General features: G+C 42.8%; 17 protein-coding genes, 1 tRNA gene and 1 pseudogene. 7 read left to right on the forward strand and 12 right to left on the reverse strand.

Annotated elements, in window-relative coordinates; genetic code table 11:
- Window position 1 precedes the first annotated feature (1 nt).
- The 7 genes from FTU16_RS05170 to FTU16_RS05200 all read right to left on the reverse strand — a co-directional run bounded on the left by FTU16_RS05170 (window position 2) and on the right by FTU16_RS05200 (window position 10998).
- A complete protein-coding gene (locus tag FTU16_RS05170; protein ID WP_180162904.1) occupies window positions 2-2842 on the reverse strand; it encodes a monovalent cation/H+ antiporter subunit A in 2841 nt (946 codons plus the stop codon).
- A gap of 343 nt (window positions 2843-3185) precedes the next feature.
- On the reverse strand, window positions 3186-4589 hold the full coding sequence (locus FTU16_RS05175; protein WP_180162844.1) for an AAA family ATPase: 1404 nt from the start codon (window positions 4587-4589) through the stop codon (window positions 3186-3188).
- A gap of 46 nt (window positions 4590-4635) precedes the next feature.
- The gene (locus FTU16_RS05180; protein ID WP_180009538.1) at window positions 4636-6138 is read right to left on the reverse strand and encodes a UvrD-helicase domain-containing protein; all 1503 of its coding nucleotides are present in this window, start codon (window positions 6136-6138) and stop codon (window positions 4636-4638) included.
- Between the two features lie 9 nt (window positions 6139-6147).
- Entirely contained in the window at window positions 6148-6930 is a 783-nt protein-coding gene (hisIE, locus tag FTU16_RS05185; protein ID WP_180012102.1) for a bifunctional phosphoribosyl-AMP cyclohydrolase/phosphoribosyl-ATP diphosphatase HisIE, read from the reverse strand.
- 96 nt (window positions 6931-7026) lie between these two features.
- Entirely contained in the window at window positions 7027-8328 is a 1302-nt protein-coding gene (locus FTU16_RS05190; RefSeq protein WP_180162845.1) for an NAD(P)/FAD-dependent oxidoreductase, read from the reverse strand.
- Window positions 8329-8431: 103 nt separating this feature from the next.
- Window positions 8432-9319 (reverse strand): SDR family NAD(P)-dependent oxidoreductase, encoded by an 888-nt coding sequence (locus tag FTU16_RS05195; protein ID WP_078189400.1) that lies wholly within the window; start codon window positions 9317-9319, stop codon window positions 8432-8434.
- Window positions 9320-9720: 401 nt separating this feature from the next.
- Window positions 9721-10998 (reverse strand): O-acetylhomoserine aminocarboxypropyltransferase/cysteine synthase family protein, encoded by a 1278-nt coding sequence (locus tag FTU16_RS05200; protein WP_180162846.1) that lies wholly within the window; start codon window positions 10996-10998, stop codon window positions 9721-9723.
- Between the two features lie 319 nt (window positions 10999-11317).
- Here FTU16_RS05200 and ettA point away from each other — a divergent pair, with 319 nt between their 5' ends.
- Window positions 11318-12979: an energy-dependent translational throttle protein EttA gene (gene ettA, locus FTU16_RS05205; protein ID WP_180042172.1), complete on the forward strand. Its 1662-nt coding sequence runs from the start codon at window positions 11318-11320 to the stop codon at window positions 12977-12979.
- Between the two features lie 63 nt (window positions 12980-13042).
- Here ettA and FTU16_RS05210 read toward each other — a convergent pair whose 3' ends face one another.
- Complete coding sequence (locus FTU16_RS05210; RefSeq protein WP_180088901.1) at window positions 13043-13453, reverse strand: tetratricopeptide repeat protein; 411 nt, start codon at window positions 13451-13453, stop codon at window positions 13043-13045.
- 353 nt (window positions 13454-13806) lie between these two features.
- On the opposite strand from FTU16_RS05210, the gene FTU16_RS05215 reads away from it, so the two are divergent.
- The gene (locus FTU16_RS05215; protein WP_180162847.1) at window positions 13807-14778 is read left to right on the forward strand and encodes a cation diffusion facilitator family transporter; all 972 of its coding nucleotides are present in this window, start codon (window positions 13807-13809) and stop codon (window positions 14776-14778) included.
- A gap of 25 nt (window positions 14779-14803) precedes the next feature.
- Here FTU16_RS05215 and FTU16_RS05220 read toward each other — a convergent pair whose 3' ends face one another.
- The 4 genes from FTU16_RS05220 to FTU16_RS05235 all read right to left on the reverse strand — a co-directional run bounded on the left by FTU16_RS05220 (window position 14804) and on the right by FTU16_RS05235 (window position 17437).
- A complete protein-coding gene (locus tag FTU16_RS05220) occupies window positions 14804-15145 on the reverse strand; it encodes a hypothetical protein (protein WP_078189395.1) in 342 nt (113 codons plus the stop codon).
- A 154-nt stretch (window positions 15146-15299) separates the two neighbouring features.
- Window positions 15300-15375, reverse strand: a tRNA-Glu gene (locus FTU16_RS05225).
- Between the two features lie 91 nt (window positions 15376-15466).
- Complete coding sequence (gltX, locus tag FTU16_RS05230; RefSeq protein WP_168378189.1) at window positions 15467-16975, reverse strand: glutamate--tRNA ligase; 1509 nt, start codon at window positions 16973-16975, stop codon at window positions 15467-15469.
- Between the two features lie 168 nt (window positions 16976-17143).
- Window positions 17144-17437 (reverse strand): hypothetical protein, encoded by a 294-nt coding sequence (locus FTU16_RS05235; RefSeq protein ID WP_078192541.1) that lies wholly within the window; start codon window positions 17435-17437, stop codon window positions 17144-17146.
- A 381-nt stretch (window positions 17438-17818) separates the two neighbouring features.
- On the opposite strand from FTU16_RS05235, the pseudogene FTU16_RS05240 reads away from it, so the two are divergent.
- The 5 genes and pseudogenes from FTU16_RS05240 (at window position 17819) to ftsI (ending at window position 23372) form a co-directional block, all read left to right on the forward strand.
- A pseudogene (locus tag FTU16_RS05240) lies at window positions 17819-18827 on the forward strand (sulfate ABC transporter substrate-binding protein).
- A 249-nt stretch (window positions 18828-19076) separates the two neighbouring features.
- Window positions 19077-20093, forward strand: coding sequence for a sulfate ABC transporter substrate-binding protein (locus tag FTU16_RS05245; RefSeq protein WP_078192855.1), 1017 nt, complete (start codon window positions 19077-19079; stop codon window positions 20091-20093).
- 185 nt (window positions 20094-20278) lie between these two features.
- Window positions 20279-21190 carry a 16S rRNA (cytosine(1402)-N(4))-methyltransferase RsmH gene (gene rsmH / locus FTU16_RS05250; protein WP_180162848.1) on the forward strand — a complete coding sequence of 304 codons (912 nt, stop codon included), beginning with the start codon at window positions 20279-20281 and terminating at the stop codon, window positions 21188-21190.
- A 10-nt stretch (window positions 21191-21200) separates the two neighbouring features.
- On the forward strand, window positions 21201-21533 hold the full coding sequence (gene ftsL / locus FTU16_RS05255) for a cell division protein FtsL (protein WP_078189390.1): 333 nt from the start codon (window positions 21201-21203) through the stop codon (window positions 21531-21533).
- Between the two features lie 12 nt (window positions 21534-21545).
- Window positions 21546-23372 carry a penicillin-binding protein PBP3 gene (gene ftsI, locus FTU16_RS05260; RefSeq protein ID WP_180092196.1) on the forward strand — a complete coding sequence of 609 codons (1827 nt, stop codon included), beginning with the start codon at window positions 21546-21548 and terminating at the stop codon, window positions 23370-23372.
- Window positions 23373-23378: the final 6 nt, after the last annotated feature.

Raw genomic sequence — 23378 nt, forward strand, 5'->3', positions numbered from 1 at the left:
CTTATTCGCCTCTTGGAACTGGACCAGACATACTCGAGTGACGCGAGTCGCCTAAGACGGAAATCATTAACATCGTCGCGCCCACAACGGTGATGTAGACACCTGTGTCGAAGAGGGCAGCGGAGGCAAGGTGCATTTCACCTAAAATGGGTGGCGATACATAGATATGAGCACTGGTCAGGAATGGACGCCCCCATAGCCAAGCCGCGATACCTGTCAGCCCCGCAATGGTTAAACCAATACCAATCCAAACTTCATATAAGCGACCTGATTTTGCACCAATCAGTTGTTCAGCACGGTCTTGGCCGAGCGCAATATATTGAATCACTAAGGCTAAAGAGGTAATTAAGCCTGCAATAAAGCCACCGCCTGGTAAATTATGACCCCGTAGGAAAATATATAAGCTGATGACGAGTGCTAAAGGCAAAATCCATGATGATGTAATACGGAACATCAGTGGTGACGGATTAAAACGATAGGTCAGACCTTGCGTAATGGTGGTACCATGAGCACGCATACCATCCATCATGCACAGCGTACCAATTGCGGCAATTCCCAGTACGGTAATTTCACCAAAGGTATCGAAGCCACGGAAGTCGACCAAGATCACGTTGACCACATTGGTACCACCACCAAGTGGGATGGATTGCTGCATAAAGAACCATGAGATGGAATTATGATCGCGGGTCATGATCAGCCATGAAATCCATGCGATCCCTAAACCTGCAATAATCGCAATTATTGCATCTCGCCAACGACGTGACACGCTCGACTCATAAGGTGTGAGCTGTGGTAATAATGATAAGCTCATGAGTAAGAGCACGGTGGTCACCACGTCAACAGTAATCTGCGTGAGCGCCAAATCTGGAGCGGAGAAACAGATAAACACCATGGTCACAACTAGACCGACTGCACCACTGATGAGGACGGCTTTAATCCGTTCATGGTGGAACCAAAGCATCATCCAACATGCAGAGAATAATAATAGCCATAGAACGATTGCGATGATTGGTGCATGTATCAGTTCACGGCTGCCTGTGCCGATACCTTGCAGCCAAAATGGAACAATGACGATGGCTACACTAAAGATTAAAATCCACAATAAATAGCTTTGTAATTTGCCATTTTCAGTAAAGCGACGGAACTTTCTTGAGCTGAGTAAAAGATGCTTTAAAAATAAGTCGAACAGGATTTTGCCTTGCAAACGGCCCAAAAGAGGATCCAAATCGATACGGCGTAATTTGCCGCCCTTTGCCAATGCGAAATAGAAAACTAAACCACCTAAAAGTGCAATCACACTCATCAAAAGGGGTGCATTTAAACCATGCCAAATCGCTAAATGTGTACCTTCAAACGCAGTATTTTGAATACTCGCACGCGCGGTACTATTGACAATATGCTCAACCAATAACGCAGGGAAGAGTCCAACTAAAATACATAAAGCAGCCAGTAAGGTTGCTGGTGCGCGCATGCCAAACGGTGGTTCATGCGCTTCTTTATTGGGAACATCTTTCCCTAGTGGACCATCAAAAAATACCCCATGAACCAAACGTACCGAATACGCGACAGCAAAGATACCGGCAAAGGTGGCAATGATGGCTGACACGATCATCACTGGCCCAGTCAGGTTGGCCAAAAGTTCAGTAAAGAACATCTCTTTAGAAAGGAAACCATTGGTTAATGGTACACCTGCCATAGAGGCCGCAGTGATCATGGTCAGCGTTGCTGTAAACGGAAGTAATTGCCATAAACCAGAGAGTTTTCGTAAATCACGTGTACCTGATTCGTGGTCAATAATCCCCGCGATCATAAATAGGGCTGCTTTGAAGGTTGCATGGTTAATGATATGGAAAATAGCAGCGGCAACTGCGAGGGGAGAACCGATCCCGAGTAAACAAACGATCAGACCTAAATGGCTGATGGTGGAATAGGCCAACAGCCCTTTTAAATCTTCTTTGAAAATGGCAAAGAAGGCCGCCATACATAAGGTAAACAAACCAATAAAGGTGACCAAGTTGTGATACAACGCCGCGCCTGCAAAGATTGGCAATAAGCGTGCAAGCAAGAAAATTCCGGCTTTCACCATCGTGGCAGAGTGTAGATAAGCCGAGACGGGGGTCGGTGCCGCCATGGCATTTGGCAACCAAAAATGGAAAGGGAACTGTGCACTTTTGGTAAAGGCCCCCATTAAAATCAATAAGAGTGTGGGCACAAAAAGCGAATGCTGCTGAATTTGGCTGCCCATCGTCAGGATTTGATCAATCTGATAGGTGCCCGTGATTTGCGCCAACAGGACAAAACCACCCAACATACATAGACCACCCATGCCTGTAATGGTCAAAGCCATTCGAGAGCCACGTTGAGCAGCGTCGTAGTTGCTCCAGTAACCGACCAACAGGAAGGATGAAATACTGGTGAGTTCCCAGAAAATGAGTAATAAAATTAAATTATTAGACAATGAAATGCCGAGCATGGCAGCCATGAACAGCATCAATAAAACATACAGTTTACTGAGCGAGTTCTTTGGACTTAAATAATAGTAGGCATAGATATAAATTAAGGTGCCGATCCCGGTAATGAGCAGGGAAAACAACAAGCCCAGTGCATCGAGACGGAAACTGAAATCAATGCCAACTTGAGTGAGCCACGGCCAAGTTTGAATGATGGTTTTGCCATTAAAGACATCTGGGGCCTGACTCAATAATAAAACTAAACTGCTGAGGCTGACGCCAATCGCCCCTAAAGCTGTTACCCCGCGAGAGAATTGCTTCAACCACGAGACAAGTGTTGTGCCTAGTATTAACGGTAACAATATAATAATCGGTAGCACACTCGTATCCATTGTCATGATTAGGCGGTGAAACCTAGGTGTATTTCATCTTTCAAGGATTACAGGACAGCAAAGAGCAGTCCAAAAATTCAATCTTGAAAGCCATGTGTGTCAAAAAAAATTAAAAACAAGCTGTGTTGCGCAACTCGTGAAGCGATAGCAATTTCCGATGTTACTATGAAAATTGCAAATAAAACCGATCATATTACATGCGTAAAACAACATCAATCTTTTTTATGACCCACTTACACATTATACGCCTGACGAAACTGACTCGACATCTATTGCGGCCTTGTTGCTGAATATTTAAACATCGAGGCTATGGATTACGCCCAGCCAATCAGCCTCGGTATTTTTAACTCAGCGGTTGGATCGTAACGTCCTGATCACCCCGCTGTGATAAAGCCCTAACCAATTGGTGTTGCTGTTGCTCGGTCAGTTGCGTCTGGATTAATTGCAACATGTGCTGGATGGTGTCTGGGCTGTTCAGTGGCTCATTTAATTCAGTCTCTTCAGTTTTGGCTGGAAGCGATGGCTTTGATCCGAGTTGCAACTGCTGATAAATCTGATCATAGGTTTCTTGTAATTTTTCAGGCTGAATCTCACTGAGCTTTTTATTCTGTAGTTGTAAGCACTGAAAACGAGAAGCATGTTCCAATAGTTCAGGACGGTTTCCGCTGGCAATAATTTGGAGTCGTGGAAATGCTTGATTTAAACGGGTCAAAATCACTTGGGTCATGTTTTGATCGAGTTGGTGATCTATGGCGTCGATCAATAAAATACCGTCACCTTCTTGGCACGGATACAAGCTGTGAGGATTGAGTAGACAAAGGCGACGCACAATATCACCAATTAAGGCCACAAGGTTGCGCACACTATTCGACAACTGTTGAAACAACATGTCTTTGCCTTGGTAGCAGACCATTAATTGTAATTTAGGATGATATTGCAGATAAATATTGCTCACATCGGGCAATACGGTCTCTAAAGCTTGTTTTAATGATCTGAGTGACGGCGCGTGTAGATCGGCCTGAGCTTGTGCTAGTTTTTGCCCAAAAATTGGCGTGTCTGATGCGTTGGATGTATCGGCTTGGGTTTTAGGATGTAATAAATTTTGAATTAATTCGGCACTTTGTGCATTTTCAATGTCGGATATTTCTCGGAACCACTCAAAAAAACGAATAAACGTGGTAAAGGGAATGGCCGAGATTTCATAGGCATGTGAAGGCTGAAAAATAGCAGGATTATTTTTATTAAGAATATTCACATCGTTGACGAAACGTTCAGCAGGGTAATAGGCAATGAGTGGCAACCCTTGTAACGGATCAGCTTTGAGGGCTTTTTGATACAGCGCAACCATCGATTCTAATTGCTGTGTTTCGGCCTTACTGAGGCCGACGCCTTGACTGTTTAAGGTTTTATACAATTGCCATGAACAGCGCTGAGGGTCTTGGTCTTGCTGATCACTTGAAAGCTGAAATGCACCAATGTCTTCGGGAAAACTGACTTGAATATCAAGTTTCGATTGCAAGCGATTTAACATGATGTCTTGATCGAGCATTACCACGCCTGCGGTGCGTAAATCTTTATAGCGTGCAGCGAACCAAGTGAGGGCCTGGTAACTAAAGCGCAGTAGGGATGTTTTTCCGGAGCTTTGATCACCCAAAATTAAGGTAATCGGCAGATCGTGATAATTAAAATTGAGGGTGATATCAGTAAAATGAAGGGTGTGCTTGAGTTGAATCGATTGTAATTTCATGGTGCACCTTTTACTGATTTATTGTTTATTCACCTTTTTCATCATACTAGCTGACCGCTTGTGCCAAAGATTTGGGCATTTGACGTTTTAAGTGTTGCATCAAGTCATAAATATGATGGATATTTAAACTTACTTTAGCACGTGTGCAAGCCACGTAAAGTAACCGTAACTCTTCGTCACTAATTTTATAATCTTTATCGTTGAGCTTAAATTGGTAGTCATCTTCAATATGTACCCGATCCCATTCTAAACCTTTGGCTTTATGGGCAGTCGAGATGATGTAGTCGGCTTGATCAATCGGGGTGATTTTCGCCAGCGCCTTTTTCAGTGGGTCAGTACCGTGGTCATCGACCAACTTCACTAGCGGTTTAATATCGCTGCCGTCATTGGTTTCACAATATTCATGCACATCATGCCATGAGTTAAACCATGCAAGCTCTGGGACATCGACTACGCGTTTGCCTTGCTTGAGCATGGCTGCAGCATCGACAAAACGATTGAGTCGCGCATGATCTGCTTGCAGGCTAACTTTTTCGCCCTTAACCAAACCCGCTAATAAGAGTTCCATCGCACGTGCATTGGTACGACATAAAATGGCATCGCGCATCTTGGTATGTGGTTTATTGACCACTTTAGAGTTGAGCTGCGGATTACCCAATAACGGCACGGTTTCGTTCAATGCGCCCAGTAGAGCATTGGCGTTCAAGGCAATTTCTTCACCAAAACGGAAAGACGTGGTTAAGCGGGATTCAGGTAAAGGGAGTTGCTGCATGGCATTGACTGCGCCACGCCATGCATAAATTTGTTGATGCGCATCGCCAACATAGATGACTTGAGTATTCCGCTGTTTCAGTAAAATCCCTAGCATTAGCGGGTCAGCATCTTGAGCTTCATCGAACAGCACATAATCCGCAGGAATATTCGGTTCAGACAAAGCCCAAAGTTTTAAATAAATATCGTGTCCAATCCCTGCTGCATGGTTCGGATCAATCGACTCTAACCAACGACGTTCAATGGCAGGATACAAATGCTTTTGTAAGCTTTCGATATCGTCAGGATGCAGCCAACTCGGTGCTTGTAGATGTCGTGGGGCAGGGTACTGTGAACTGGTTGAACAGAAATAACTGACAGCGTTTGCTACCAGACTCGCCAAACGTGATGGCATGAGCACATATTTTTCATAACGACCACCCATCATACGACGTAGGGTGATCGGTTCTAGTCGATATTCTTTGGCAATAAAACTGGGGCTTAAACGCGGTAGACGCAGTTTATCAGTCACTCCACGTGGAACACTGCGATAGGCCAATGAGTGGAAGGTGCGACAGTCGACATTTTGATGAAAACGATTCTGTGCTTCGGTGGCAATGGCTTTGTTAAAGGCCAAGTACATGCCACGCCGCTGAGGCATGGCATCACTGATCATTTGGAGTGTAGTGGTTTTACCTGTGCCAGCATAGGCAATCACTTTAAATGATTTTCCAAGACGTGCGTTATCTATGGCAGTGGCCTGCTCATAGGTCGCGGTCGGTTTTTTAAGCTCTGGCACGGTTGCGTCTTAGTGCTGACGGTTGGCTTTTTCAACCAAACCGGAAAGGCCTTGACGACGAGCGAGTTCGTTAAGTACCAATTGAGGATCAATATCGAAATAACCCAACATCACAATGGTATGGAACCAAAGGTCTGCCACTTCGTAAATTAAATCGTTTTTGTTGTCTTCATTGGCTTCGATTTTAAAATCTTTAGCGGCAATGATGGTTTCAACACTTTCTTCACCGATTTTTTCTAAAATTTTATTCAGGCCTTTATGGTAAAGCTTCGCCACATAAGAGGACTCAGGATCGGCTTGTTTGCGTTCAGCCATCATTTTACCTAAGTAGTCGAGTACTTCGACTTGCTCAGATTGTGCATTGGATGCATTCATCGCAAGGGTATGCGGATTTGCTGATTTTTCGCCATAAATTGCAGCCGGATCTTTCAATTGCGCATCGACAATTTCCCAGCCATTGGCAGTAAGTTTGCGATAGAAACACGACTCACGGCCGGTATGGCAGGCAATGCCGCCATGTTGTTCAATTTGTAGCACAATCACGTCAGCATCACAGTCCAAACGGATTTCATGCACGGTTTGGAAATGGCCAGATTCTTCACCTTTATGCCATAACTTATTGCGTGAACGTGAAAAGTACACCGCTTGATTCTTTTCTGCAGTTTGCGCCAACGCTTCACGGTTCATCCATGCCACCATCAATACGCGTCCGCTTTGATGATGCTGTGCAATAGCAGGCACTAAGCCTTGTTCGTTAAATTTTACTTCATCGAGCCATTGCAGGTTGTTCATGAGGATTTCACCAATTCAAAAATCAAAAAATAAATGCCGCAGCATTTGAGCAGCATCATAGTGTAAGCCATCAAGAGAATGATGGGGAGTTAATTCTTAATCAAATTTTAAATTGCGCAGTTCAGCAGCAGAATCATCTGCAGGCTTGCGGGCAATGTCGGCATAATTCATTTGCCCAAATGCACCTGTTTTTAAGCCAGAAATCGTGATGGCCATTTCTTTGCGGAAAAACGGCAGCTGATACATGGCACGAAATGAAATATCACGCAGCGGCGCTGTCCAGAGATGATGTGATTGATAAAACGGAGTCAGCAGGCGGCTAAAAAATTGGTAAAACCGTACGGACGGCAACCGCAGTTGATGATACTGCTGCCAGAGGTTTTGCAGTGAGGAGTCCTGTTGATATTGGAGCAGGGCCTGACTGATGGCCCATGCGTCGAGCAGCGCCATATTGGCACCTTGTCCAAGCTGTGGGCTCATGGCATGAGCCGCATCTCCTAAGATGCCGATACGACCTTCACCAAGTTTGCTCAGCACCACATCACGATAGTTGGCAGACAGCCATTGCTGCGGATCATCTGGATGTGGAATCACATGCGCTAACCATTCTGCAACACTCGGCCAGCGTTTCGAAACTTCAAGCAACCATTGCTGCTGTGCGCTCTTGGTTTTTAAGAATCCTTCTAAATCTGCTGTAGGTAGACTCCAGAAAATGCTCGAAAGGCGCTGTTCAGGCTGCGTTGGAATTGCTCCCGTAGGCATCACACCCATCATGATGTTAGAGCGGTCATAGAACTGATGCAAGATCTGTGGATTCAGCACTTCGCATTCAGGCACGATGATCCACTTTGCACCCCAAGGATAGGCTTGGTTGAGCTTTTCCCATGCTTTAGGGCGTAAATGGCTGCGTGCGCCATTGGCGATCAGCACGAGATCAAATTGACGTTGAAAGGATTGATCTGCGGATTGTCCAATCACGTTTATACCGTCACTGGACTCTTGAAGTTCATGCACTTCATGCGCCATGCACCACTCAACGTGTTGAGGATACTCACGGACTTTGGATGCGAGGACATGACAGAGTGTGGCACGGTGAATGCCGAGTCCATATGAACGTTCATCGGCTTGTCGATAATGACTGTTTATCAGCAAGTCGCCGCCAGCCAGTTGACCTTCAAGACCGGTTACCACAGCGCCAAGGCTTAAGGCTTGTTCCAAAATGCCTAAATGTTCGAAAACCGCCAGCCCGGCGGGTTGTAATAATAATCCTGCGCCCACAGGTTCAAGTTGTGAGACATTTTCATATAAGCAGATTTGATGGCCTTGATTAGCAAGCATTGCTGCAGCAGCCAATCCTGCAGTACCTGCACCGATGATGGCAATATTTTGAGTTTTCATTGTTATAAAAGTTGATTTTATCTCAGCCCAATGTAGCAAAGTTGCCGCATAAAACCCAATAAAAAAAGCCCTTAAAAGGGCTTTTTAAAGGGTGAGTCAGGTCTTACCAGTGTTCACCAGGGAATAGGCGAGCATATGCTTTTTGTACCCAATTGAGTTTTTCTTGCTTACCAATAGACGCTGAAGAGCTTGGGAATAGGTTATAACCAATCGACATGAGTTTGTTATTAATGTCAGGAGCAATGGAGTAGGTGATCGAAGCCAAACGGCCCAAATTGGTCGCCACTTTCTTCGGACGTTTCACGATGGCATAGGCAATCAGGTCAGTTGCTTGTTCTGGAGAAAGCGTTGGTACGTATTTATAAATTTTGGTTGGGGCGATCATTGGCGTGCGCACCAATGGCATGTAGACCGACGTGATGGCAATATTATGCGAGTGAACTTCAGCACTTAGGCAACGGCTGAAAGCATCTAATGCGGCTTTAGATGCAACATACGCAGAGAAGCGCGTTGCATTGGCCAATACACCAATCGAACTGATGTTGATGATATGACCTTCACGGCGAATCATCATTTTCGGCAGTAAATTCATCACCAAACGTACCGCGCCAAAATAGTTCAACTGCATAGTACGTTCAAAATCATGGAAACGATCGGTTGATTCATGCACGGCACGACGAATAGAACGGCCAGCGTTATTAATTAAGATATCGATATGATCGACGGAAGCGAGGATTTGTTGTGCCACAGCATCAATGGAGTCCATATCATTGAGGTCACATGGGAAAACATCGGCTTTACCGCCAGTGGCTTCAATTTCAGCTTTTACGGCATCGAGGGTTTCTTTGGTACGTGCAACCAGTAGAACATGTGCGCCTGCGTTGGCAAGGCGATGCGCTGTGGTTAAACCGATACCACTTGATGCACCAGTGATTAAAATGGTCTTACCGTTGACACGGTCAACGAAACGTTTCTCAAGTCTTGAATTCACGATGAAGTTCCCTGTTAAATCAGTTTTATTGTATTCATTTATCGGCCCGACAACGCTATGTGCAGGGCTGTTTTAAGTCAGCGGTATGATAGCGTTTTATTCAAAAAAAGCCATATGATAAGTAATTGATAATAAAATAATATTTAGAGTTTTTACTCTAAATTAAAATCCCTATTTACTCAATTTTTAACACATAAATATGTGAAAGAGAAGTGCTTTTATCAACATCGTTGCAACCTAAAAAAGTCGATTTTCAAGATAAATAAAATTGTAAATAAATATAGAAGCAGGGCCACAGATGCCCAAAATTGGAAGGCGGATTATGTGGGGAAGGTTATTTAAATGAAATGGAAATAAAAATAGGCCTTAAAAATAAGACCTGTGGATTGTGCAATTATGGTTTAAACAGCAGCTAAGGCTTGCTCTAAGTCGGCAATCAAGTCATCTGCATGCTCGATCCCAATCGATAAACGAACCATATCAATGCTGACACCGGCTGCTTTGAGTTCATCTTCATTGAGCTGACGATGTGTCGTTGTCGCAGGATGGCAAGCTAAACTTTTGGCATCACCAATATTCACAAGGCGAGTAAACAACTGCAAGGCATCGATGAAACGTGTGCCACCTGCAAGGCCGTCTTGAACCCCAAAGGAAAGAATCGCAGATGGTTTGCCTTTGACATATTTTTGCGCCAAAGCATGCTGTGGATGGTCTTTTAAGCCAGCGTAGTTGACCCATTTTACTTTTGGGTGTGCTTGTAGGTATTCAGCCACTTTTTGCGCATTTTCAGTATGACGCTCCATGCGCAGGCTTAAGGTTTCCAAACCTTGTAAGATTAAGAATACATTATGCGGGCTGATCGCAGCGCCTGTATTACGCAGTGGGACCACGCGCGCACGGGCAATGTAGGCTGCGTCACCTAAAGCTTCGACATAATTGACCCCGTGGTAGCTTGGATCAGGGGTGTTGAGTGATTTAAAGCGTTCAGGGTATTTGCCCCAAGGAAATTTGCCGCTATCGACGATGATGCCACCGATCGAATTACCATGACCGCCAATATATTTTGTGAGTGAGTGCACCACGATGTCGGCACCAAATTCAAATGATTTTTGCAGAACAGGTGTGGCAACAGTATTGTCTACGACTACAGGTATGCCAAATTCATGCGCAATTTTCGAAATTGCTTCGAGGTCAATAATATTGCCCAATGGGTTACCAATAGATTCGACAAAGACCAACTTGGTTTTGTCATCGATGAGGCTGCGCAGCGCTTCAGGATTTTGATAATCGAAGAAGCGAACTTCAATGCCTTGTTTCGGCAGGGTGTGGGCAAACAGGTTATATGTGCCGCCGTACAGGGTCGAAACTGAAGCGATATTGTCGCCTGCTTCAGCAATGGTTTGAATCGCATATGTAATGGCCGCCATACCAGAGGCTAAGGACAAAGCGCCAATACCGCCTTCGAGCGCTGCAACACGCTGTTCAAGTACCGCCGTGGTTGGATTCATAATGCGGGTATAAATATTACCCTGAACTTTTAAGTCAAATAAATCAGCACCATGCTGTGTGTTATCAAAGGAATATGAGGTGGTTTGATAAATCGGCACCGCAACCGCTTTGGTGGTTGGCTCCGGGGTATACCCCGCGTGAATTGCTAAAGTTTCGTCTTTATATGTCATGATTACATCATCTAAGTGAGCTAATTTTTTAAACAGTCTATCACTTATATATATGAATAAAAGTGCTTTATTTATAAAATGAATATCATAATTATTCATATTATTGAAAAATTTTCAGCTAAAGATGAGCGAAATTATGCTTAAAAACGCATGTTTAAATTTTGTTCGCCATTAAACTTGTAACAATGCATTGAAGGCGTGTGCGAAACCTTATTTTTTCACGACTTTATGCGTATAATAGCCGATTATTTTTTCGCTCAATTGAGCAGGGGCAACTTTGTGTTGTTCCGTATATGTTTTGACTATTGAGGAGTCCTAAGTGGCCCAATATATTTACACGATGAACCGTGTGTCGAAGATGGTTCCGCCTAAGCGCGAAATCCTGAAAGACATCTCTTTATCATTTTTCCCAGGCGCAAAAATTGGTGTGCTTGGTCTAAACGGTGCAGGTAAATCTACCTTGCTTCGTATTATGGCGGGCGTAGATAAAGATTTCTCAGGTGAAGCACGTGCTCAACCGGGTATCAAAATTGGTTACCTTGAACAAGAGCCGCCATTGGATGAAAGCAAAGACGTTCGTGGTAACGTTGAAGACGGTTTACGTGAGCCGTTAGATGCTTTGGCGCGTCTTGATGAAGTGTTTGCAGAATATGCAGCAGAAGATGCTGACTTTGATGCACTTGCAAAAGAACAAGAGAAGTTAGAAGCCATTATCCATTCATGGGATGCACATAATATTGTGAACCAAATGGATCAGGCTGCTGCAGCGTTGAACCTTCCAGCTTGGGATGCAGATGTATCTAAGTTGTCTGGTGGTGAGCGCCGTCGTGTTGCACTTTGCCGTTTGTTATTGTCTAAACCAGACATGTTGCTTCTAGATGAGCCAACGAACCATTTGGATGCTTCATCAGTATCATGGTTGGAACGTTTCTTGAAAGACTTCCCAGGTACGATCGTTGCGATTACCCATGACCGTTACTTCTTGGATAACGTGGCAGAGTGGATTCTTGAGCTTGACCGCGGCATGGGTATTCCATACCAAGGCAACTACTCTTCTTGGTTAGAGCAGAAAAATGCCCGTTTAGAGCAAGAACAGAAGCAAGAAGAATCTTTTGCTAAAGCATTGAAAAAAGAACTTGAATGGGTTCGTTCAAATGCTAAAGGTCAGCAAAAGAAAAACAAAGCGCGTATGGAGCGTTTTGAAGAGCTTAACTCACGCGAATTCCAACAGCGTAACGAAACGTCTGAAATCTATATTCCACCTGGTCCACGTCTAGGTAACAAAGTTGTAGAAGTTGAAGGTATCAGCAAGTCGTTTGGTGATCGCACGCTTTATAAAGATTTATCATTCGTTGTACCACCTGCTGCAATTGTAGGTATCGTGGGCGAAAACGGTGCGGGTAAAACCACATTATTCCGTATGATGACAGGCGAACAACAACCAGATACAGGTACAGTTACACTGGGTGAGTCTGTTAAAGTGGCTTATGTTGGTCAGATTCGTGACACCTTAGATGACAACAAAACTGTTTGGGAAGAAGTTTCTGGCGGTTTAGATATCTTGAAAATTGGTGAATACGAAATCGCATCTCGTGCGTATATCGGTCGCTTTAACTTCAAAGGTCAAGATCAGCAAAAACGTGTAGGTCAATTGTCAGGTGGTGAACGTAACCGTTTACAACTTGCGAAAATCCTGCAAATGGGTGCAAACGTCATCTTACTCGATGAACCGTCAAACGACTTGGATATTGAAACTTTACGTGCGCTTGAAGATGCTATTCTGGTATTCCCAGGTACTGTCATGGTGATCTCGCATGACCGTTGGTTCCTCGACCGTATTGCAACGCACATCTTGTCATTTGAAGGTGAAACCCCTGAATTCTTCACGGGTAACTACCATGAATTTGAAGAATACCGTCGTAAACGTGATGGTGATGACCTTGTTGCAAAGCGTCAAAAATACCGCAAAATTGGTAACTAAGTTCCAGTTTTAAAATAAAAAACCAGCCTGCGGGCTGGTTTTTTATTGCGTGAGAAGCAATGACTATACAACAATGTCTTCATAGGCATGATGTAAGACGTAGTCTGCTTGTTCATGGCCTTGTGCAGCCGCTTTACTGAGCCAAAGCTCTGCAAGTTCATAATTGCGGTCTAAGCCGAGTTCTCCATGTAAATAACCGAGACCTAAGCGATATTGGGCATCTTTATGACCTTTTAATGCGGCACTTAAGAAATTCCACATGGCATTGCGATAGTCAGTAGGGGATTGGTCTGCTGAATCCATAGTATGGTGACTGAGAAAGTCTTGATGGTGTTGAGCCGCAAGAATTTCAAAATAAGTCCCTTGGGCGTAATCACCCTCGGCTTCTGTAATCGAAAGGTGCATTCCTTGCAACTTTGGATTCATCTGTTGTGACAACAGTGCATAGATTTTTTTCAGAGCTTGTATCATCATTGTTAAACTCCTTGTTGCTAAATATAACCACTTGATTAATAAAAATATTAATTGCAGTCATTCGTGCGCTGCGATGAATGATTTAATTGTTTTAAACAGATCACACTTAAGATGAAAATTAGCATGCTTGTCATGATATGTGAATAGTTCTTGAAAAATATTTATAAGTAATTTCAGTCATCTAGATCGCGAAAAATTAATTTGAATAAATTGAAAGAGGATGCTGAAAAAGCAGTTTTTAAGCTTGAAAGTAAAACGTAATACTGAAGGTTGAATGATGTAATTTTATTACGTTTACTGCACCTGTTAAGCTCAAGACTGAAGAATATATAATTTATAAAGGTCAGAAAATAATGAGTGAGCATCATGGGCATGACCACAGCCATGCCGTTGTGACGGAAGGGAATGTCAAAAAATTAAGTTTTGCCTTAGCACTGACCACGACGTTTTTGATTATTGAAGTCATTGCAGGATTTATGACGCAAAGTTTGGCGCTATTGTCAGATGCGGCACATATGTTCACCGATGCCGCAGCCCTTGCTATAGCATTAGTCGCGATTAAAATTGGCAAGCTTCCTGCTGACAACAAACGCACCTTTGGCTATCAGCGTTTTGAGATTTTGGCTGCCTTGTTTAATGCCTTGATGTTATTTGTAGTTGCAATATATATTTTGTATGAGGCCTATCAGCGCTTTTCAACGCCGCCGGAAATTCAAAGTATGGGCATGATGATGGTCGCAGTTATTGGTTTGATCATTAACTTAATCTCGATGCGTATTTTATTTTCCAGTTCACAAGAAAGCTTGAATGTGAAGGGGGCGTATCTAGAAGTGTTGAGTGATGCCCTAGGTTCGATTGGTGTAATTATTGGTGCAGCGATTATTTATTTTACGGGCTGGATGTGGGTCGATACACTAATTGCGGTGCTCATTGGCTTTTGGGTTTTACCAAGGACTTGGATTTTACTCAAACAAAGTATCAATATTTTATTAGAAGGCGTGCCTGAAGAAATTGACATAGAAAAGTTACGCAATGATTTATTGGCACTCAATGGGGTAGAGAGTATTCACCAGTTAAAGGTCTGGGCAATAACATCAAAGAATGTGCATTTGACAGTTCATCTCTTTGCACCTGAAGCCGATCGTAATGCCTTGTATTTTGAGGCGATTGAAATGTTGCAACATGAACATGGAATCACGGAGATGACATTACAAATCGAAGAAGATGAATGTGTGGTACATCAACATACCCAAAAGTCTGATCATGCACATGGGTATCATCAAGATGATCACGCGCATTCTCATGATGAATCACATCAGCACTAATGCTGATGTAATTTAAATGGCCGGCTTAGATTTCCCACTCATGATTACATTCGCGGCATTTCCATTTTTTCTGTGATTGCATAAAACCTTGCATTGAAATTTTAAAATCTGGCAGGTCGCGGTAGAACATGAAGCCTGCAATCAAGCAAGCAATAAATACAACAACAGTCGCAGTTTGTAATGTAGTGCCTGCACCGTCGCCAAAAATCCACATTGCGATGCTGATAATCACCAACAGTAAAAGAATAAATACCGCAGGGATGAGGATAATCAGGCTTTTAGGCACGACAGGACGAGCAACAGGCTGGCCTGCTTGCGCAAGAGGCATAATTTTAGGGCTTTGACATTTAGGGCAACGGTATTGCATTGCAACTCCATAATTTTAATCTATGGTTTATTTTAATCAGAATGACGCAGAAAGCAAAAATACCGTAAATTTAAATCAGATAAAATTTAGGCAATAAAAAACCCAAGTCATAATGCTTGGGTTTTTTATAAGATGATTTGCATCACCTTGAATATGGCGTCCCTACGGGGATTCGAACCCCGGTTACCGCCGTGAAAGGGCGATGTCCTAGGCCTCTAGACGATAGGGACAATTTGAGGCAACTTAGAGTTGGTTGACACCATCTCTCGGTATGGGCGCTATATTAGGGGGATAACGCCCATCCGTCAACTAAAAAATCAATTAAGCTTCATCAACTGCATCATTTTTCGGCAGTTTTAGGCTTTCATTGAGTTTTTCCCATGCTTTTGTTTCTTTTTTACTCGGACCGCCCACAATTTCAAGCGCATGACGTAAGCGAGCAAAGGTTAAATCAGGACCAATGGTTACCATCGATTGCATAACCGGTGTCGAAGATGTCGAACCAGCAATAGCAATAAAGAAGGTTGGCATGAAGTCACGAAGTTTAATGTCCATTTGGTTCGCCAAATCCATAAGCGTTTGGCTGACAGTGTCATTGTTCCAAGTGAACATGCTTTCTAGACGCCAAATGGCAAATTGAAGGCTTTGACGAACTTGTTCTTCAGTCAATTTTTTGCTTTCAAACTGTTCTTTGCTGAGTGTTGGGAATTGGTTGAAATAAAAACCTGCCCAATTCACTGCTTCAGACAATAAATTAATACGTGGTTGAATCGCAGCAGCAATTTCTTCCAAGGTATTACGATCTGATTTCCAAGCCAGTAGGGTATCGAGCAATTGACCCGGTGTTAAACCTTTAATCCATTGACCATTTAACCAGTTTAGCTTTTCAACATCAAAGATTGGACCGCCTAGTGATACACGTTGAATGTCAAAGTGTTCAATCATTTCAGCCAAAGTGAATTTTTCACTTTCATCCGGCATTGACCAGCCCATGCGGCCTAAGTAGTTCAACAAGGCTTCTGGTAAAACGCCGATGTCTTTGTAGTAGTTAATTGATGTTGGGTTTTTACGTTTAGACAGTTTTGATTTATCTGGGTTACGTAACAGCGGCATGTGGCAAAGCACCGGCATGTCCCAACCAAAATATTTGTACAATAATTGGTGTTTAGGCGCAGAGGGAATCCATTCTTCACCACGAATCACGTGAGTGATTTCCATTAAATGGTCATCAACTACGTTTGCCAAGTGATACGTCGGTAAACCATCGGTTTTCAGTAGAATTTGCATGTCGACTTGCGCCCAAGGAATTTCGACTTCGCCACGCAGTAAATCGTTAAATTTACAAATCCCTTCTTCAGGCACTTTCATACGAATGACATGCGGTTCACCAGCAGCCAAACGCTGCGCCACTTCTTCCGCAGTGTGTTTTAAGCCACGTCCGTCGTAACGCGGTGATTCACCACGCGCTTGTTGTTCCGCACGCATTTGATCGAGTTCTTCTGCTGTTGCGAAGCAGTAGAATGCATGACCTTTTTCAACCAGTTCCAACGCATATTGTTTATAAATGTCCATACGTTCAGATTGACGGTATGGCGCATGAGGGCCACCCACATCTGGACCTTCTGACCAGTTCAAACCTAACCAACGCAATGAATCTAAAATCATTTTTTCAGATTCTGGGGTAGAGCGCAGTTGGTCTGTATCTTCAATACGAAGAATAAATTCACCGCCATGTTGCTTCGCAAAACATAAGTTAAACAATGCAATATAAGCAGTCCCAACATGCGGGAAACCAGTAGGAGAAGGTGCGATACGAGTACGAACAGTCATAATCAGCTTTTAATCAGAATGTAAATTGGGATCTATTATAACGAAAAAGCCTGATCACTTAATGCTTAATTCAACATTGAATGATCAGGCGTTTTTAGTGTTTTTTAGACGACAGTGGGGGAACTGGTCTAAAACAATAGCTTGGGCAGCATCAATATACTGATGTCGTTATGAGTTGCTACCAGAGAAAATGGCTTGAACAAAACGAGAAAAACTTTGGTTTTGTGATGCAAAGAAACTTTGAGTCGGTGCAGCTTTAATAGACGTAAGTACTTTTAAATTATCGTCTGTACGGCCTTTACCTTCAGATTTTTGCTGATTAATCGCTTTTTCGATCAATGAGGTACGTTCAGCAGGCATCGTAAGTTTGTTATTCGATGCGGTGCTGGTTGCAGCACAAAATCCAGTCTGTGCAGTCACGCTTAAACTTAAGCCTAGGCATAGTGCGTATGAAAATTTCATGTCCAAATCTCCCCCTAGTTTTGGTGATGGAACTTTTTATTTGCAAAATAGTTTTAATATTTAGACTACGATTTAACCATCTTTCGTAATTAAAAAGTAGAACTACGTCACAATTTTTACAAAAAAACTAAAAAAGTCTGTACTAGGATTACCTAAATAGACTGTTTTCTCCAGATTTTCGGATGTTTTAGCAAACAACTATGAAGATAGCATGGAGATCGCTTCTGATTGTTGCTGTATTAGCAGAATTAAAGCTTTAAATACGTTATTTTTAGATATCTTTAAAACAGAAATAGATTTGAATTTGTATTATAGATAGTTGATTGTTAAAGTTATTTTTGATTTATATAGTGCTCTCGATATCAATTTGAGTTTGAGCAGATGAAAAAAATAATAGCATCGGGCATTTTCGCTTTGTTGGGTGGGGTGGCGGTACAGGTGTATGCCGCAAAAGATTTCTTAAATGTTTCTTATGACCCAACACGTGAGTTTTATCAGGAATATAACCAAGAATTTGGACAATATTGGAAAAAACGTACAGGACAAGAGATTAACTTTAAACAATCTCACGGTGGCTCTGGGAAGCAAGCTCGTGCAGTGGCAACAGGTTTGCAAGGAGACGTTGTCACTTTGGCATTGGCCAATGATATTGATGAAATTGTGGCGACCGGACAAATCAAGAAAAATTGGCAAAAACAATTTCCGCATAATTCTGCACCGTATACCTCAACCATCGTATTTTTGGTGCGTAAGGGCAACCCGAAAAAAATTAAAGATTGGAATGACCTGACCAAACCGGGTGTTGAAATTATTACGCCAAATCCAAAAACAGGTGGGGCACCGCGTTGGATCTATTTATCAGCTTGGGGATATGCTTTAAAAACAACCGGGTGGAAATGAGGCCAAAGCCAAAGAATTGGTGAAAAAACTCTATAGCAATGTCAAAGTATTGGATTCTGGTGCACGTGGTTCGCTCACGACCTTTGCTGAGCGTGGCATTGGAGATGTCTTACTATCTTGGGAAAATGAGGCACTATTAGCGACTCAGGGCCTAGGCAAAGATAAATATGACATTGTTTATCCGTCTATTTCGATTTTAGCTGAACCTTCGGTGGCTGTAGTAGATAAAACCGTCGACAAAAATGGTAATCGAAATTTGGCGAAGGGTTATTTAAACTATCTATATTCACCTAAGGGCCAAGAGCTGGCAGGTAAATATTTCTTCCGCCCTCGCGATGCAAAAGCCACAGCAAAATACGCTGCTCAATTCCCGAAAGTTCAAACCTTTACCATTGATAAAGTGTTTGGAGGTTGGGCAAAAGCGCAAAAGACACATTTTGTGAATGGTGCGATTTTCGATCAAATCTATAGTGAAAAGAATAAAGAGTAAGTCTGCAAATAAAGTTGATTGGTGTAAAAACGGATAATTGGGGTTATCCGTTTTTTTGCATATGTAATGCATAAAAATCTATATATAGGGAATAAGTAGATTGTTTTTGTGTATTTTAATATGAAAAACAAACAATTAAATTCGCTGCGTTAGCTGTATCCAGCAAGACGTTTAAACACGCTGCAATTGCGATTTATGACTTTATTTCATATATTTAGCAGTATTGAATATAACTTTATGCTGGCTGTTATGAAAACTCAATTTAAGGCGTGGCTCAGTGCTGCATTGCTTGCCACTGGTGTTGCTTTCTCAGCGTCTGCTCAGGCCGCTGATCGTGAATTTTTAAACGTTTCTTATGATGCAACGCGTGAATTTTATGACGAATTTAATAAGTCATTTGGCGCATATTGGAAAGAGCGTACGGGTAAAACGGTTGCATTTAAACAATCACATGGTGGTTCAGGTAAACAAGCCCGTTCTGTAGTAGACGGTTTAAAAGGTGATGTCGTGACTTTGGCCTTGGCCAATGACATCGAAGAAATTGTAAAGTCTGGTCAGATTCAGCCGGGTTGGCAAAAAGAGTTTCCACATAACTCAGCGCCATATACTTCAACGATTGTCTTCATGGTGCGTAAGGGCAACCCGAAACATATTAAAGATTGGTCTGATTTAACCAAACCAGGCGTACAAATTATTACCCCAAACCCGAAAACTGGCGGTCTCCCACGTTGGGTTTACTTGTCAGCTTGGGGTTATGCTTTGAAACAGCCGGGTGGTAATGAAGCGAAAGCCAAAGATTTCGTGGGTAAGATGTACCATAACGTAAAAGTAATGGACTCTGCGGCACGTGCATCGATGACTACATTTGCAGAACGTGGTATTGGTGATGTGTTATTGACTTGGGAAAACGAAGCTTTAGTTACGCAAAAAACTTTGGGTAAAAACAAATTTGATATCGTATATCCATCGATGTCGATTTTGACTGAGCCTTCAGTGGCAATCGTAGACAAAACTGTCGATAAAAATGGTAATAAATGGTTAGCTCAAGGCTATATCAATTATCTTTATTCTCCATTAGGTCAAGAGATGGCAGCTCGTCATTTTTACCGCCCACGTAATGCAGCAGTTTTAGCAAAATATAAAACTCAATTCCCACCTTTAAAAACTTTTACTATTGATGAAGTCTTTGGTGGCTGGGCAAAAGCACAACAAACACATTTTGTGAATGGTGCGATCTTCGATCAGATCTACAATAACAAGCGTTAATGCATCGAAATCTATGATTTGAGATGTACAAGGACCTCCTTCGGGAGGTTTTTTAATGGATGGCAAAAAATAAAAACGGTTTTCTCTATGGAAAGTAATATTTCTGTACAAAAAGACGTTTGGAGCTTTGCTAAAACAAGGTAATAATGTGCAGTTACATTTTTAGCTGTGTTGAACGAACCCTTATGTCGCATATTTCTGTATTACTTCATGAAACTGTTGATGCTTTACTGGCAGATCGCAATACAGGAATTTTCGTAGATGGTACATTTGGGCGTGGTGGTCATACGCGTTTATTACTGTCTAAATTAGATGAAAACGCACGTGTTTATGCCTTTGATAAAGACCCGCAAGCGTTGGCTGTTGCAGCAGAATTAGAACAAGAAGATGCGCGTTTTAAAATCATTCACGCTAGTTTTGCCGATTTAAAAGAGGAACTGCGTAGTCGTGGTATCGACTTGGTAGACGGTATTATGGCGGATTTAGGGGTGTCATCTCCGCAGCTAGACCAAGCAGAGCGTGGCTTTAGCTTTATGAAAGATGGCCCACTCGATATGCGTATGGACAATTCACAAGGTCCAACAGCCGCAGAGTGGTTGGTTGATATTGAAGAAGAAGATTTGGCCAATATTATTTTTAAATATGGTGAAGAGCGTTATAGCCGCCGTATTGCCAAAGCGATTAAAGCGGCAGGGTATATTGAAACCACAGCTCAATTGGCCGAAATCGTGAAAGTTGCCCACCCGAAATGGGAAAAAAATAAACATGCAGCGACACGAACTTTCCAAGCAATTCGTATTGCTATTAACAAAGAACTCGACGATATTGATATCTTCTTACCTCAAGCGGTGGAGATGCTGAAACCTGAAGGCGCTCTGGCAGTGATCAGTTTCCACTCTTTAGAGGATCGTTTAATTAAACAATTTATTCAAAAAGAATCTACACTTGCAGAAGACACAGGCTGGGGTTTACCACAAAAACGCGAAGATACCCGCCGCTTAAAAAAAGTGTCACGAATTAAAGCAAGTGAAGAAGAAGTTAAAGCCAATCCACGATCTCGTAGTGCTTGGCTTCGTGTGGCAGAGCGTTTAGCTTAAAAGGCAAAGAATGAAAACCGAAGCAATCGAAAAAAACTCTGATCAATCGCAGTCAAAGAAAATCATTACATACGGCATTTTATTGCTCTTGGTTTTTGTGAGTGCGATTATGGTGGTGTTTCAAGTCTTTGAATATCGCCAAGATTATCGTCAATTGAGTACCTATATGCGTGAAAGGGATGACCTCAACGCAGAATGGGGACGTTTGCTGATCGAACAACAAACCTTTGGTGCAACAGCCCAAATTGGGACACGTGCAGTTACCCAATTACGGATGTATTCTCCTCCTATTGCACAAACCGTTGTTATTTCATTGCCACAAACTCCAGAACAGAAAAAATAGGCTGCCGGTCACATGGTTGAAAAGAGAAACAAACAAACTCCGCGTAAAAAACAGCAGTCTGTTACTGGTCGTACAGCCATTTCGGTGGAGATGTGGCGCTATCACTTGATGTGGGCGGTGGTTTTACTGTGCTTTATTGCATTGGTCGGGCGGGCTTTTTATGTACAAATCATCAATAAAGACTTTTTACAAAATAAAGCCAATGCCAAAATTTTAAGAACTGAAACCTTAAAAGCCATGCGCGGTGTAATCTATGACCGTCACGGCGTTCCTTTAGCCATTAGTACTCCGATCATGAAAATCGTGATCGATCCACGTGATTATTTTGACAATAAAAAACTCTTTGAAGAAATTACGGCCGAATTGGCTAAAGATCCAAACAATCGTAAGTTAAAACGTCAATTACCAGATAAAAATCTGAATTTAGATGAACTCGCTGATGCTGTAGGGATGGATCGTGCTGAACTGAGACGCAAAATGAATGAGCGTCCACGTTCACGTTATTTAGTTTTAAAGAAAGAAGTGCCACCACAACAAGCTGAATTGATCATGAAACGTGACTTTCAGGGGGTATATACCGAGAAAAACTATAAGCGCTACTATCCACAGCCTCAGCCAAACTCACAAATTATTGGTTTAACCAATAGTGAGGGTATGGGCATCGAAGGTTTAGAGATGCAATTGAATGAACGTCTTGCAGGCGTAGATGGTGCGCAGCAAATTGTCCGAGATAAAAAAGGCAACCGCGTTAAAGACCCTGAGATCGTGAAAGAAGTTGAGTCGGGTGAAAATATCACGCTGAGTATTGATTCACGTTTGCAATACATTATGTATCGTGAGTTGACTGCAGCCGGCGTAGCCAATAACGCACGTTCTGCAACCGCGATTGCCGTGGATGTCAAAACAGGTGAAATTTTAGCGATGACGTCTTGGCCGTCGTACAACCCGAATGATAAAAAAGGTGTCTTAAATAAAGATGCCATGCGTAACCGTGGTGCGATTGACTCTTTTGAGCCAGGTTCAACCATGAAGCCAATGACCGTGGCAATGGCGTTGGAAAGCGGCAAATACACGGCAAATACGGTGGTAAATACCACACCAGGTTCAATGCGCGTTGGGAATCATACTATTCGAGACACGCATAACTATGGCCCTCTGACTTTGGGCGGCATTATTCAAAAATCGTCTAACGTCGGTGTGGCAAAAATCGCTTTATCTCTCCCTTATGAAACATTACCGACCTTCTATCAACGTCTTGGCTTTGGTCAACGTTCAGCCGTGAAATTCCCCGGCGAAAGTGCTGGTCTGATTTTGCCGAAGAGCAAATGGAATGTGTCTGAAGTTGCAACCATGGCTTATGGTTATGGTTTGAACGCTACAGTGCTCCAACTGGCGGATGCTTATGCCATGATTGCCAACAAAGGCGTCAAAATGCCACTGAGCTTGTACAAGCTTGAGGAAAAGCCGAAAGGTGAGCAGATGATTGACCCTAAAATTGCTGATCAAGTGCTTTTAATGATGGAAGCGGTGACCTTACCGGGTGGTACGGCACGTCAAGCCAATATTCCGGGTTATCGCGTGGCGGGTAAAACTGGTACAGCACATAAATTACGTGCAGACCGTAAAGGTTATTCGACTTCAGAATATCGTGCACTCTTTGCTGGTGTCGCACCAGTGAGTGATCCACGTTTGGCCATGATTGTTGTGGTGGAAAACCCAACAGGTCAGTATTACGGTGGTCTGGTGGCTGCACCCGTTTTTGCTCGTGTAATGCAAGAATCTTTACGTTTAATGAACGTACCTTTAGATAAACCTTTAGACACTCCTAAGATCCAGTAATAGGTG

The sequence above is a fragment of the Acinetobacter sp. YH12069 genome (assembly GCF_013419675.1).
In the GTDB taxonomy this organism is placed as follows: domain Bacteria; phylum Pseudomonadota; class Gammaproteobacteria; order Pseudomonadales; family Moraxellaceae; genus Acinetobacter; species Acinetobacter amyesii.

What these genes read in the sequence shown, in the direction of transcription:
- rsmH (WP_180162848.1), top strand. Translation starts at nt 20,279, where the DNA reads ATGTCGCATATTTCTGTATTACTTCATGAAACTGTTGATGCTTTACTG.
- FTU16_RS05245 (WP_078192855.1), top strand. Translation starts at nt 19,077, where the DNA reads ATGAAAACTCAATTTAAGGCGTGGCTCAGTGCTGCATTGCTTGCCACT.
- FTU16_RS05190 (WP_180162845.1), bottom strand. Translation starts at nt 8,328, where the DNA reads ATGAAAACTCAAAATATTGCCATCATCGGTGCAGGTACTGCAGGATTG.
- FTU16_RS05235 (WP_078192541.1), bottom strand. Translation starts at nt 17,437, where the DNA reads ATGAAATTTTCATACGCACTATGCCTAGGCTTAAGTTTAAGCGTGACT.
- hisIE (WP_180012102.1), bottom strand. Translation starts at nt 6,930, where the DNA reads ATGAACAACCTGCAATGGCTCGATGAAGTAAAATTTAACGAACAAGGC.
- FTU16_RS05215 (WP_180162847.1), top strand. Translation starts at nt 13,807, where the DNA reads ATGAGTGAGCATCATGGGCATGACCACAGCCATGCCGTTGTGACGGAA.
- FTU16_RS05210 (WP_180088901.1), bottom strand. Translation starts at nt 13,453, where the DNA reads ATGATGATACAAGCTCTGAAAAAAATCTATGCACTGTTGTCACAACAG.
- FTU16_RS05170 (WP_180162904.1), bottom strand. Translation starts at nt 2,842, where the DNA reads ATGGATACGAGTGTGCTACCGATTATTATATTGTTACCGTTAATACTA.
- ftsL (WP_078189390.1), top strand. Translation starts at nt 21,201, where the DNA reads ATGAAAACCGAAGCAATCGAAAAAAACTCTGATCAATCGCAGTCAAAG.
- FTU16_RS05200 (WP_180162846.1), bottom strand. Translation starts at nt 10,998, where the DNA reads ATGACATATAAAGACGAAACTTTAGCAATTCACGCGGGGTATACCCCG.
- FTU16_RS05220 (WP_078189395.1), bottom strand. Translation starts at nt 15,145, where the DNA reads ATGCAATACCGTTGCCCTAAATGTCAAAGCCCTAAAATTATGCCTCTT.
- gltX (WP_168378189.1), bottom strand. Translation starts at nt 16,975, where the DNA reads ATGACTGTTCGTACTCGTATCGCACCTTCTCCTACTGGTTTCCCGCAT.
- ftsI (WP_180092196.1), top strand. Translation starts at nt 21,546, where the DNA reads ATGGTTGAAAAGAGAAACAAACAAACTCCGCGTAAAAAACAGCAGTCT.
- FTU16_RS05175 (WP_180162844.1), bottom strand. Translation starts at nt 4,589, where the DNA reads ATGAAATTACAATCGATTCAACTCAAGCACACCCTTCATTTTACTGAT.